The sequence below is a fragment of the Spirosoma spitsbergense DSM 19989 genome (genome assembly GCF_000374085.1).
Taxonomy (GTDB): domain Bacteria; phylum Bacteroidota; class Bacteroidia; order Cytophagales; family Spirosomataceae; genus Spirosoma; species Spirosoma spitsbergense.
Window position 1 is genome coordinate 84,396 of the sequence record NZ_KB893433.1, and the last position, 13,066, is coordinate 97,461.

General features: G+C 54.3%; 11 protein-coding genes. 5 read left to right on the forward strand and 6 right to left on the reverse strand.

The window, feature by feature from the left end; genetic code table 11:
• Nucleotides 1–3: 3 nt before the first annotated feature.
• The 5 genes from B157_RS0107035 to B157_RS0107055 all read right to left on the reverse strand — a co-directional run bounded on the left by B157_RS0107035 (nucleotide 4) and on the right by B157_RS0107055 (nucleotide 6,704).
• Nucleotides 4–1,560, reverse strand: coding sequence for an aldehyde dehydrogenase (NADP(+)) (locus B157_RS0107035; protein WP_020602657.1), 1,557 nt, complete (start codon nucleotides 1,558–1,560; stop codon nucleotides 4–6).
• A gap of 23 nt (nucleotides 1,561–1,583) precedes the next feature.
• The gene (locus B157_RS0107040; protein WP_020602658.1) at nucleotides 1,584–3,326 is read right to left on the reverse strand and encodes a DUF885 family protein; all 1,743 of its coding nucleotides are present in this window, start codon (nucleotides 3,324–3,326) and stop codon (nucleotides 1,584–1,586) included.
• Nucleotides 3,327–3,383: 57 nt separating this feature from the next.
• The gene (locus B157_RS0107045) at nucleotides 3,384–4,625 is read right to left on the reverse strand and encodes an NAD(P)/FAD-dependent oxidoreductase (protein WP_020602659.1); all 1,242 of its coding nucleotides are present in this window, start codon (nucleotides 4,623–4,625) and stop codon (nucleotides 3,384–3,386) included.
• An 81-nt stretch (nucleotides 4,626–4,706) separates the two neighbouring features.
• Nucleotides 4,707–5,711 (reverse strand): 4-hydroxyproline epimerase, encoded by a 1,005-nt coding sequence (locus B157_RS0107050; RefSeq protein WP_020602660.1) that lies wholly within the window; start codon nucleotides 5,709–5,711, stop codon nucleotides 4,707–4,709.
• Nucleotides 5,712–5,798: 87 nt separating this feature from the next.
• A complete protein-coding gene (locus tag B157_RS0107055; RefSeq protein WP_020602661.1) occupies nucleotides 5,799–6,704 on the reverse strand; it encodes a dihydrodipicolinate synthase family protein in 906 nt (301 codons plus the stop codon).
• A 185-nt stretch (nucleotides 6,705–6,889) separates the two neighbouring features.
• Here B157_RS0107055 and aat point away from each other — a divergent pair, with 185 nt between their 5' ends.
• The 5 genes from aat (at nucleotide 6,890) to B157_RS0107085 (ending at nucleotide 10,581) form a co-directional block, all read left to right on the forward strand.
• Nucleotides 6,890–7,498 (forward strand): leucyl/phenylalanyl-tRNA--protein transferase, encoded by a 609-nt coding sequence (aat, locus tag B157_RS0107065; protein ID WP_020602663.1) that lies wholly within the window; start codon nucleotides 6,890–6,892, stop codon nucleotides 7,496–7,498.
• Nucleotides 7,499–7,605: 107 nt separating this feature from the next.
• Nucleotides 7,606–8,640, forward strand: coding sequence for a glutamate 5-kinase (gene proB, locus B157_RS0107070; protein ID WP_020602664.1), 1,035 nt, complete (start codon nucleotides 7,606–7,608; stop codon nucleotides 8,638–8,640).
• Between the two features lie 42 nt (nucleotides 8,641–8,682).
• Nucleotides 8,683–8,952, forward strand: a complete 270-nt coding sequence (locus B157_RS0107075; protein WP_020602665.1) for a hypothetical protein — start codon at nucleotides 8,683–8,685, stop codon at nucleotides 8,950–8,952.
• Nucleotides 8,949–9,242, forward strand: coding sequence for a toxin-antitoxin system TumE family protein (locus B157_RS40400; RefSeq protein WP_020602666.1), 294 nt, complete (start codon nucleotides 8,949–8,951; stop codon nucleotides 9,240–9,242). Before B157_RS0107075 ends, B157_RS40400 begins: the two co-directional genes overlap by 4 nt.
• Before the next feature lie 88 nt (nucleotides 9,243–9,330).
• Nucleotides 9,331–10,581, forward strand: coding sequence for a glutamate-5-semialdehyde dehydrogenase (locus tag B157_RS0107085; protein ID WP_020602667.1), 1,251 nt, complete (start codon nucleotides 9,331–9,333; stop codon nucleotides 10,579–10,581).
• Nucleotides 10,582–10,704: 123 nt separating this feature from the next.
• Here B157_RS0107085 and B157_RS38900 read toward each other — a convergent pair.
• Nucleotides 10,705–13,066: putative Ig domain-containing protein (locus B157_RS38900; protein ID WP_020602668.1), on the reverse strand; the 2,362-nt coding region annotated here is incomplete at its 5' end.

Here is a 13,066-nt window from a genome sequence, read left to right on the forward strand (position 1 = left end):
GTACTAACTGGTCCACTTCCCGTCAACCAACCGCTGGATATTCAGCGGATTAGCCACCTTCAGTTCATCGGGCAATAACGCATCCGGGAAGTTCTGATAGCAAACGGGGCGGGCAAAGCGCAGGATGGCGTTGGTACCAACGGAGGTTGAGCGCGAGTCGCTGGTAGCCGGGTACGGACCACCGTGCTGCATGGCGTGGCTTACCTCTACACCTGTCGGGAAGCCGTTAATAAGCAGGCGACCTACTTTCTGCTCCAAAATTTCGAGTAAGTCAGCGTAATCGGGTAGTTCCTCGTTTGTTCCCCATACCGTAGCGGTCAGGTGGCCTTCCAGACTCCGTGCTACAGCCAGTAGTTGTTCCCGGCCCTTAGCTTCGACCAAAACGCTGCCCGGCCCGAACACCTCTTCGGCCAGCGCCTGGTTAGCCAGCAGGGCTTCGGCGGTTGTTTTCAGCAATATGGGTGTACCATTGGCAAAGCTATCGGCGGCCGTTGCCTGTCCCAGCGTCTGAACCCCTTCGGCGGTAGTCAGTTTACCAATTCCTTCCGCAAACGCCCGCTGAATGCCCTGCGTGAGCATGGTGGCGGGTTTGCTGGCGGTTACCGCCGTGGCAGCCTCCTCCATAAACGTGTCTGCTTCGGGCGATTGCTGCAGAACAGCAACGCCCGGATTGGTACAAAACTGACCGGCTCCCAGCGTAACGGAGCTTACGTAGTTCTGAGCCAATGCACTCCCCCTTTCCTTAAGAATCTGAGGTAAAAAGAAGACCGGGTTAGTACTCCCCATTTCGGCATAAACCGGAATCGGTTCCGGGCGACGGGCAGCGGCATCGAACAAGGCTCTGCCGCCCCGCAATGACCCCGTAAACCCAACCGCTTTGATGGCCGGATGTTCCACAATGGCCATGCCCACCGCCGTAGTGCGTCCCTGTACCATGGCAAACGTACCATCGGGCATACCACAAGCCGTGACGGCCCGCAGAATGGCATCACCCACCAACTGCGACGTGCCCGGATGCGCCGGGTGCCCCTTTACCACAATGGGACAGCCAGCCGCCAGCGCCGAAGCCGTATCGCCACCCGCTACAGAAAAAGCGAGCGGGAAATTACTGGCCCCAAAAACTCCCACCGGCCCCAGCGGACGAAGCATCTGGCGCAAATCGGGACGGGGCAGGGGCTGACGGTCAGGCAGGGCGGTATCGATGCGGGCGTTTACCCAGGAGCCTTCGCGCAGGTATTCGGCAAACAACCGAAGCTGGCCCGTGGTGCGTCCGCGCTCGCCCGTTAGGCGGGGTAGCGGCAAGCCCGATTCGGCCTGGGCACGTTGCAACAGTTCGTCGCCAATGGCTTCGATTTCGTCCGCTATTTTTTCCAGGAAATCGGCCTTTTCGGCTCCTGATTTTTTCCGATATTCCAGAAAAGCAATGGCGGCCTTTTCGCAGGCCTGCGCTACCTCATCGGCTGTAGCTTCCTGAAAAAAGCCGGGTAAAGGTTGGCCAGTAGCGGGGTCGATACCCTGAAAAGAATCGGTATTCATGGTTTTTTCGGGCGTGTTGGTCATAACGAAAGGAAAGAAAGTTTATCTCAACGCGAAGCTGCGCCGAGGGGATAAAATCGCCAGTTAGTCTTGAAATCTTTGGGCAGTGTCTGATTGGTAAGAATGGCCCGCACCATTTCTACTGGCATGGCATTCTGGTGCAAAACGGCATCGTGAAACTGCTTGTAGGTCATTTTACCACTATCGACGAGTTCTTTTTTGAGGGCAAGAAACTGAAAGCCACCCGTCATATAGGCCAATTGGTATAACGGGGGATAGCCACCCACAAACGACCGCCTTACTTCGCCCTCGGCATTGGCGCGCTCGTGCCCCACCCTGTCCACGAGAAAATCAATACACTGCTGGGGCGACCAGTTGCCGAGGTGGTAATTGAGCGAAAAAATAATGCGGGCGCAGCGGTGCATCCGCCAGAACAGCATCCCAATCCGGTCTTCGGGCGATTGGGGAAACCCCTGATCCCAAAGCAGCATTTCCCAGTATAATGACCACCCTTCGGTCCAGAAAGGTGTGCCAAAGTTACGGTAGGTTTTGTAGCGGTTGTTCATGAAGCCCTGCAAATGATGGCCCGCAATGAGTTCGTGGTGAACCGTAGAACGGGAAAAATGGGGATTGTTTCCCCGCATACTCATCAGTTTATCAAGGTGACTCATGTCGTCGGTAGGATAGGAAATGAGCAATTGTTCACCACCCAGAAAGAAAGGGGAAACCCGCTGCCGTTCGGGTGACATCATGTTCATACGCCATGTTTCTTCAGCCAGGGGTGGGATGGTGATGAGGTCTTTTTGTTTCAAAAACGCAATGGACTCGTCGTATAGCCGCAGAATCATTTCGGGCTGTTCGCCAGCGGGCACATAGGTATTTTTTACCTTTTCCTGAGCGGCTTTCCAGTTGTCGCCAAAACCCATATCGCGGGAGGCTTTCAGGAGTTCGCGGTCGCACCAGGCAAATTCTTTGTTGGCAATCTCGACCAGTTCCTCCGGCGAGTACGGAATCATAGCAACCTGCAACTGCCGGAGCAGTTCGGCCCGGCCCACGGCTACTCCCGCTATGCCGCTACCATCGGCTTTGGTAGGAGCAGCATCTTCGGCTTTCTTTCTGAAAAACTTACCATACGCCGTCAGCAGACTGTCGGCCTGCGGATAAGGTTTCTGTAGCCACCACGTAAAATCGGGATCGTAGGTGTTGTAAAAGGTGTAGATACTTTTCAAGGCTTTCTGTAGTCCCCGGCTGGTTTCTTCCGCCCGGCGCAGTAGTGCAGGGTCGGGTTTTTCCATCTTTTCAACTTCTTTCCGGGCGGTTGCCAGTTGAGGTCCCAACGCATTGAGCATTCCGGCCAACGCCTGAGCATTCAGTTTGTGTCCCCGCCGACGCAGTTTTTCAATGGCGTACAACGAATCGGCGAAGGGAAACCACGCTTTGATTTGATTGCGTTCAGTAGCTTCCTGCGCCAGTTTTTGCGCGTTTTCCTGCAAGTCACGCCTGAACAGGAGGTAATCGACCCGGCTGTCGGTAGTCATCCGGTCGAAATTCAGTTGCTGTAGCTGACTCAAATAGTCGGCGTTCAGTTTTTGAAACCGTTCCCGTCGCTCCGGCGAGCCATCTATGACATAAAACCGGTTTAGGCTTCCATAATCAGCTTCGTATTGCGTGAGCAGATTATGCACATCACTGGTTTGTTGATTTATGGCACTGGACGGGGTCGGCTGGGCGATGGCCCCTGATAGCGTTCCGGTGAACAGGACGAAAAGCAAACGTAGTGATAGTTGCATAGGAGAATGGGTTAGAAGCGAGTATCGAAATTAAACACGAAGGGCTTTGTTTACCGTTCAGGCAAATCGCTCCGGCCTGAATGCGGCAATATCCATACTTTTTGATGGACCATCTACTACTTCACTCACTAATTTACCGGTTGCCGGACCAAGACTCAACCCCATCATGCCATGGCCTGTAGCCAGAATCACATTTTCGTATTTCTGCGTGCGGCCGATGTACGGCAGGCCGTCCGGTGAGCACGGGCGCAGACCCCGCCAAACCCGTTCGACGGTGGGCATAGCAACGGGGACTTCCGGATAATACTGATTGATGGCCTCTACAATACCCCGTACCCGGTTCATGTTTACCTGCATATCGGTACCGGCTACCTCGAGCGTTCCGGCAAAGCGAAGGTCGCTGCCCATCGGTGTGGCAGTGGCACGGGCTTCGAGCATGATGGCCGGTATCCGAACGTTGTTGGTTACGTTATGCAACAAAAAACTGTATCCTTTTCCGCCCTGCAACGGTAGTTTCAGCCCTAACTGCCCGGCCATTTCCGGCGACCAGGCACCGCAGGCTACGACTACTTCGTCCACTTCATGTGAGCCGCGCGCGTGGATGGCCGTTATGCGCGAATCCGTTGTCCCGAAACCCGTTACGGGATGCTTCTCCAGAAACGTTACCCCTTCTTTACTGAGGTAAGTGACCAGCGAATGAATTAACTGGCCGGGGTTCAGGTGGGCATCGCCGGGATAATAGACCCCTCCCCGCACATTAACGCGGGCATGGGGTTCAAAATCCTGTACCTGCTGACCGTTCAGCAATCTGGCTTCGATACCGGCGTGGTTAGCTACGTCGGCTTCTTCCGCCATTTCACGCTCTGCAGATGCTGTTTTATACAGCATAAACAGTCCCCGTTCCTGCCATTCAAAATCCAGGTCACCATTAGCCGCCAGATCCTGATACAGCGTTTTACTGAGCAGACTCAAATCGCGCAGCAGCGGAATAGACCGTTCTACATGTTCGGGGGTCGAGTGCCGGTAAAATAACCAGCCCCAACGCATCAGGTCCGCGTTTAAGCGGGGTTTTACGTAAAATGGGCTGGTCGATTTCAGCATCCAGCGCATTCCTTTAGCCATCATACCCGGCTGGGCAAGCGGAATAATATGACTGGGCACAATCATACCCGCGTTGCCGAGGGAACACCCATCAGCGATGATTCCCTGGTCAAATACCGTTATGCGGTGGCCCGCCTTATGCAGATAGTAGGCCGAGCAAAGCCCGATAATTCCGCCACCAATAATACCGATGTGCATTTTGTAAAGAGTGAATGAGCGAAAGAATGAAAGAGCGATATCCAGAGCAATCGCTCTTTCGCCCATTCACTCTTTCACTCTTTAGATTACCTGAAAGCCGTGAACGTACGGGTCGTCGTCGTCCAGAATAATGTGATTATACCCATGTATTCTGGCCCATCCTTCAATGCTGGGTACAATGGCCGGTTGATTGGCCAACTCTGTTTCGGCTTCGATTCGTCCGTTGAAGATAGACCCGATAATACTTTCGTGAACAAATACATCACCCGGCCTGAGCCTCCCCTGCGCGTACCACTGCGCCATCCGGGCCGATGTTCCCGTGCCGCACGGCGACCGGTCGATGGCTTTTTCGCCGTAAAAAACGGCGTTTCGGGCGGTGGATGTCTCCTGCAAAGGCTTTCCCGTCCACAAGATATGACTCAGGCCATTGATGGTCGGGTTTTCAGGATGGACGAATGCATATTTTTCGTTCATCCGCTGGCGCATTACCCGTGCCCAGCCAATAAGCTGCTCGGCCTTGTAATGCTCCAGGCCGGGGAAGTTAGGCTGCGGGTCGACAATGGCGTAGAAATTACCGCCGTAGGCTACATCAACCGTCAGTTCACCCAACTCCGGGCATTCGACGGTTAATTTCTCAGCCGCCAGATACGACTTAATGTTGGTAATCTTCACGGAGGTCACCTTCTTACCCTCCTGCACATACTCCGCCCGAACCAGTCCGGCGGGCACCTCCAGAATCAGCACACCCGGTATTTTGGGCGTAATCAGATTCTGCTCGATGGCCACGGTTACGGTGCCGATGGTGCCATGCCCGCACATGGGCAAACAACCCGACGTTTCGATGAACAGCACACCTGCATCGTTGGCAGGGTCGGTGGGCGGATATAGGATACTGCCCGACATCATGTCGTGGCCACGCGGCTCAAACATCAGCCCCTGCCGAATCCAGTCGTACTCGCGCAGGAAGTGCTGCCGCTTCTCGCTCATGCTTTCGCCGGACAAAAATGGAATACTGCCCCCCGTTACCACCCGCACCGGATTGCCGCAGGTATGTGCGTCGATACAGAAAAAATGAAATTCAGCCATGATTTAATGAGTGAATGATTCAATGAGCGAATTGTGAATGAGGTTGCGACGAAACATTCGCTCATTGAGTCATTCACAATTCACTCATTAGACTAGTACCGGCCGGTTTGCCATTGCCTTTTCAATGATAGCCATCACCTGTTCGCGTTCGTCTCCGATGAGCGGCAAGCGGGGTGCCCGTACGTATTCCGAACCGATACCCGTTGCCTGAGCGGCCAGTTTGATGTATTGTACCAGTTTGGGATGAATATCCAGTTCGAGCAACGGCATAAACCAGCGGTAGATTTCCAGTGCTTCGGCTACCTGCCCCGCTTTCGCCAGGTTATAAATAGCCACGGTTTCCTGCGGGAAGGCATCCACCAGTCCACCCACCCAGCCATCGCAACCCAGCAGCAGGGCTTCGAGGGCCAGCGTATCCACACCGCCCATCAGTTTGAAGCGGTCGCCGAAGGCATTCCGCATCCGGGTAATGTTTGTCAGATCGCGGGTCGATTCTTTTACCGCCTGAATGTTAGGCAGCTCCGCCAGTTCCTCGAACATGGCTACGGTGGTCATAATTTTATAATCATACGGATTATTATAAATCATGATTGGGAGCGACGTTTCCTGCGCTACGGACTTAAAAAACGTCACCGTTTCGCGGGCATCGGCCGGGTAGCGCATAGGCGGAAGCAGCATCAGACCGTCGGCCCCGCTGGCTTCGGCATCCTTCGCTATCGAGATAGCGACTTTCGTGCTCTGTTCGGCAATGTTGACCAGTACGGGTACGTTGCCTTCGCACACCATCAGGGCCGATTTTAGCAACGCCATTTTCTCCTCGTGCAGCAGGGTACTGGCTTCGCCCAGTGAACCACCGATGATAAATCCGTGAACACCCGCATCGAACTGGGCATGGAGATTTTTCTCGAAAAGCGGCAAATCGACTTGGTCATCAGCCGTGAAGGGAGTCAATAGCGCGGGGTAAACACCCTCCCATTGTACAGAAACGTTCATGTGGTAAAACGAGTTAAAATCAGGTAGTCAAAGTTCCGAATTATGCCCGATAGTTCGCCTTCACCGTTAACGGGTTCTGGCATTATTTTAACCATATTCGCCAAACTCGGTGCATCTATTCGTAATCCCAATACCTTTCTACCTCTTTTTTTTATCTTTGTTGATACGACTGCGCCCCTGGTTTTATGAACAGACTGACCGCCGACGACCTGATTTACGGGTACATCAACGGCATTTTCCCGATGGCCGATGCCGACGGTACCCTATACTGGTACGCACCCGACCCGCGGGCCATTATCCCTATTCATACCTACAAGCCAGCCAAATCACTCCGCCCCATTCTGAACCGCAACCAGTTCGAGATTCGTATCGACACGGCCTTTACCGATGTAATGCGGGCCTGCTCCGTTCCCCGCTCGGAGGAGGATAGCGTCTGGATTTCCGATGAGATTATTGATGCCTACACGGAATTGCACGAAATGGGACTGGCGCACAGCGTTGAAACGTATATAGACAATCGACTGGTGGGTGGTTTATATGGGGTGGCGATGGGGTCCGTTTTTTTTGGGGAATCCATGTTTTCCCAGGTTAGCAATGCCTCTAAAGTTGCCTTCCATCACCTCATTCTAATTCTGCGCCAGCAACAGTATACGCTACTCGATACCCAGTTTATCAATGACAACGTTCGGCGGTACGGGGCCATTGAAATTCCCAAGGCGGATTACCTCAGGCAACTCAAAAAAGGCCTCCGCCAGAAAGCCCATTTTACGGCAGATGTATCCGAGCGGGTTTGAGGTTTTCGGTATTTAGTTTACGGTGGTTTGTTGCAACGATTAGATAACTCCGTGTACCGGCAGGTGTAAACCGAATACCAAAAACAGAAACCCCTATCTTTGCCGCCATGTCGAAACCCGTTCTTGTGCTGAAATTTGGTACGGCTTCCATCACCAAACCCACCGGCGAACCCAATGAACCCGTCATGGTGGATATTGCCCGGCAAGTGGCAGCCCTGCATCCGCATTACCGCATTGTGATGGTATCCTCCGGGGCGGTGGGAGCCGGAAAATCTCTCATTCGCGACTATCGGGGCGATATTACCCAGCGAAAAGCCGCTGCGGCTGTCGGTAACCTGCTCCTGCTCAATCAATATTCCCGTTTTTTCTCTATCTACGGCATCTCTATTGCTCAAAGCCTGTGCGAACGCCATCACTTTGCCAACCGCGACCAGTTTCTGCAACTCAAACAGACCTACGAAGAACTTTGGGCCAATGGCCTGATTCCGATTGCCAATGAGAACGATGTAGTAAGCAACCGGGAACTGAAGTTTTCGGACAACGACGAACTAGCTACCCTGATTGCCGTCGGCTTTGGTGCCCAGGCCCTGATGCTGTGTACCTCGGTGGGTGGGTTACTGGATGCCAGTGGGCAAATTATCAGGCAGGTAACCGACTTCGATGAGCGCGTTTTTGGTGTTGTTAGAACCGATAAGTCGGCGATGGGCCTGGGTGGTATGGCCTCCAAACTAACCTTCGCCAAGCTGGCTACGCGCATGGGCATCCGGGTCGTTATTTTCGGATTGAGCGAACCGGACGGCCTTTCGCGGGCGTTGCAGGGCGAAACCGGCACCGAGTTCATTCCGCATCCCGTTGCCCTGTCGGCCCGAAACCGGTGGCTGGCCAGTGGCAGTCTGGCCGTGGGGCGCGTGCAGATAGACGCGGGTGCTGTGCGGGCCTTGCAGCAGCGAAGAAGTCTGCTGGCGGTGGGCATCCGGGCCGTACTGGGCGAATTTACTACCGGCGAGATGGTTGAAATTCTGGATGAAACCCAAACGACCATTGCCGTTGCCCGAACCCGGATATCCTCAGAAACGTTAGCGCAACAGCTTAATCACCAAAACGTTGAAGTAGCAAACGCCAACGACATTGTTCTTTTGTAGACCGGTTTTTTTGGCCAATTTTGTCTTTTAACGAATATCAATATGGTACAGGTAACGAAACAAACCGTGCAGCAGTGGGTCATGATCGACTATCTGGCGAAGAAACATCGCTACGAAGAAACTATCACCCGAATGGAACGCAAGTATGGTATGACACTGGCGGAATTTGAAAAGCACATCGAAACGGCGCAGAAGGAAGTATTTGAGGAATGGGACGATAACATCGACTGGTCAGCGGCTGTGGGTATGCTTCCCGACGTAATTCAGAGTATCGAAGAGATAAAACGAGGGTCAATCGAAATTGTCGAATGAATCGTTACGTATCATTGATAACCAATGAATTGGTTTCTTTAGAAAACAGACCAATCGTACACAGACTAAAGGTTCTTCTTCATGATCATACCGCCGACAAATTTCAGCTGAAGCTGCGCATAGAATTTATCGATGAATCAGTTCTCTACACAAATGAGTACATCACCAGCACTATCAGAAAATACGCTTTTCAATGGCAAACTGCCAGTGATAGTTGGCTTGTTCGGTGGGACAACGTTCCGCATTTCCCTAAAATTACCTCCTTCCCGCATCACCGGCACGACTACTGAACTGGTCAGGAAGTTGTGACTGATAGTTTTGATGTGGTCCTTATTGATGTACTCATCTACATCGGCGACCAATTACAAAAAGCCTAACATGAATTCTATTACCCCCCTCCTCCAGGCTGCGCAACAGGCCGCTGCCGTTGTTCGGCGGTTGACGCCGGAGCAAAAGACCAACCTGCTCAATAGGCTGGCCGACGTACTGTCCGACCATACCGCCAACATCCTGGCCGAGAACCAAAAAGACCTCGACCGGATGCCGGAAACGGACCCCAAATACGACCGGCTGAAACTTTCCGAAGCCCGCGTCGCAGACCTCTCAAAGAGTCTGCGCGAAGTAGCTGTCCTGCCCGACCCGGCGGGTGAAGTGATACTGGAACGCACCATCGAGCAGGGGTTAACCCTCAAGAAAATTGCGGTACCGCTGGGGGTTGTGGGGGTCATTTACGAAGCCCGCCCAAACGTTACGGTTGATGTAGCGGCATTGTGTCTGCGTTCGGGGAATGGCTGCGTATTGAAAGGAGGTAAAGAAGCCGATTTCTCCAACCGATACCTGATTAGCCTGATTCAGGGTGTACTGGCTGAGTTCGATGTACCTAAAGCAGCAGTTACCCTGCTCCCACCAGATAGAGCGGTGGTCAACGAACTGCTTACCGCTACCCGTTACGTAGATATCATTATTCCGCGTGGGTCGGAATCATTGATTCAGTTTGTCCGCAAAAACTCGCTGGTCCCCACCATCGAAACCGGTGCCGGTGTGTGCCATACGTACGTAGAAACATCGGCGGATTTGACAAAGGCGGCTGCCATTGTCGTGAACGCCAAAGTCTCACGCCCGTCGGTTTGTAATTCCCTGGATTGCGTGCTGGTCGACGAATCCATTGCCGACCGTTTTCTGCCCATGCTAACGGACGATTTCACGAAATGGAATGTAGACGTATTTGCCGACGAAACCGCTTATCCCATTTTTGAGAAAGCTGGTTATACGAAGTTGCACCACGCCCAGCCCGACGATTTTGGCCGCGAATTTCTGGACTACAAATGCGCTGTAAAAGTGGTAAACGGTCTGAACGAAGCGCTGTCTCACATTCAAAATTACTCCTCCCGGCATTCCGAAGCGATTCTATCCCGGGATCAGGCGTTAATCGACCAGTTTCTTCGCGAGGTCGATGCGGCTGCTGTATACGCCAATGCCTCCACCCGCTTCACCGATGGGGGCGTGTTCGGGTTGGGAGCTGAAATCGGTATTTCAACTCAAAAGCTTCACGCCCGCGGACCATTTGCGCTGGAAAAACTGGTCACCGAAAAGTGGATTGTTGTGGGCGACGGGCAGGTGCGCTGGTAAACTTTTTACTAACCCGTTCAGATCGGTGGAGCCAGGCCATTATCCGGACAAAACGCATCAGGGTAGCCTCTACGATTAGAAGCTACCCTGATGCGTTTATAATGGTAGACGATAAGACGTGCTTTACTGCTTCACCAGTTTCACCGTATGTGACCCGGTAGCAGTCTGGGCCTGTAGGTAATAAACACCCGCATCTGTGCCGAGCCACACACGGAGCCGCTCAACGGGGGCGGTTACCGGCTGCGTTAGTTTACTCACCACATAACCCCGTTCATCTACTACCGCTAGGGAGAGTTCCTGACCCTGTGCCCCGCGTACGTCTACATCCACCTGACTACCCAACACCGGGTTACCCAGCACCGTGATCGATAGCGGTACTTCCACCGGAGCACTCACTCGCGGAGAAGCCACCTGACAGGCCGAAAGCCACCCGTAGCTGAACCGGCTTTCCAGACCGCTCTGCACCGCACTCAACGTAATCACCGGATTGTCCGTGTACAGATTCAACACATACGGCCCCGGCTGGGTGGTGGGAGCCAGTTCGTTCAACACTGAGAAACTCATCGGACTACCATCCAGCCCGGCATACTGCGGACTGAACGTCACCCTCCGCTGCCCCGCCGAGAGTACCTCGCAGTTCACCGTCTGGACCCCCGTGATACTGAAGCCAGCCGTGGGCGGGGGAGTTACCGGGGCCGGTACCACCGTGAAACTGAAACTTGTATTGGTGCTCAGGCCGCCCCCGTCCGTGGCCGTGAGGGTAACGCTGCTCACCCCACTCACCGATGGCGTGCCACTGATAAACTTGCCCGATACACTCAGACCTGCGGGTAACCCGCTGGCCGACAGGCTAATCTGATCCGGTGTCTCCTGATCAGTGAACGTGTTCGACAGATTCAGGTTATACCCCTGCCCCACCGTAGCCGTTTGGCTGGCTACTGGCTCATTCAGCCTCGGCGGGGTGTTGGCCTGACCCAGATTCGAACACGCATCCAGCCAGTTGTAACGGAACGTCACTGGCCCATCACTGCCGGTCTGATTAGCCCGCAGCGTGATCACCGAATTATCCCGGTAGAGGGTCAGACTGTAAGGTGCCGGGGCGGTAGTAGGAATCGACTCGTTCACTACCTCGAAGGCAATCGGCTGGCCATTCAGCCCCGCGTACCGGGGCGCAAAACTCAGACTGATCCGGTTAGCCACCGGCGTGCAGCTGATGGTGGTTACCCCCGTGATGCTGAATACATCCGTGGGAGGGGGCGTAGTGCCACCGGGCAAAACCGTCAACTGTAAACTCGTACTCACGGAGAGGTTGCCCGGATCGGTCGCTGTGATGGTCACCGAGAAAGGTGAGCCCACCGTGGTCGAGGGTGTACCCGACAGGGTGGCCACTGAAAAGCCCAGCCCTGGCGGTAGCCCCGTGGCCGAGAACCGCAGACTGGTCGGCGTCTCGTCATCGGTGAAGGTACCCTCCGGAATCACATAGCTGAAGTACTGACCCACCGTGGCCGTCTGGCTGGGAATGCCACTCACCACGCGGGGGGGCGTGTTGGGCGTATTGGTGTTACGGCAGGCATCCAGCCAGTTGTAGCTGTACCGGGTGGCAACCCCACTCTGAGCCGCTTCCAGGGTGATGATGGGATTATCAGTATAGAGTTGCAGGGTATATGGGCCGGGGGCCGTTGTGGGAAACAGCTCATTAGTGACCGAAAAACTGACCGGCTGTCCATTTAGTCCCTGGTAGCGCGGGTCAAAGCTCAGACTGAACCGGTTAGGCAAAATGGGCGTACAACTTACCGTCGTCACCCCCGTAATAGCAAAGGGGAGACTGACCACCGGGTTGACCGTCACCGTGACACTAGAGGTGGCAGAACAGCCGTTGGCCCCCGTAACAGTGACCGAGTAGGGTCCCGGCGTGCTGACGACGATGGCGGAAGTCGACTCGGTGGTCGACCAGCCATATCCGAATGGCGGAGTGCCACCACTGACGCTGGCAGTCAGGGTAGCCGACTGGCCCTGGGTGATGGTCAGACTGGGATTAGCCAGGATACTAACCGAAGGCGCGTTATTGTTTTGGGATACCGTCACACTGGCCACTGAAGAGCAACCATTACCTGCCAGTACCGTCACCGAATACATGCCTGCCGTGCTGACGGTGGCCTGATTGGTGGAACCGATCTGCGTAGCCCCTGTGCTAAACGTGTAGGTTTGCTCATTGGGGCTGGCGGTTAGGGTGACACTAGTCACCGCGCAACTTAGGTTACCGCTGCTGACCAGGCTGGCAGAAAGTGCCGTATTATCCTGACTAATGGTAATAGAGGTAGTGCTGGCACAACCCGTGGCCGTGTTGGTCACCGTCACCGAGTACACCCCCGATGCGTTCACCACGGCCATGTTGCCGCTCTGGCTGGCCACATTTGGGCTGAAGGCGTAGACATTTCCACCGCCCGCCGTCAAAGTCAGACTCGTCTGCGAACAGGTCAAGACC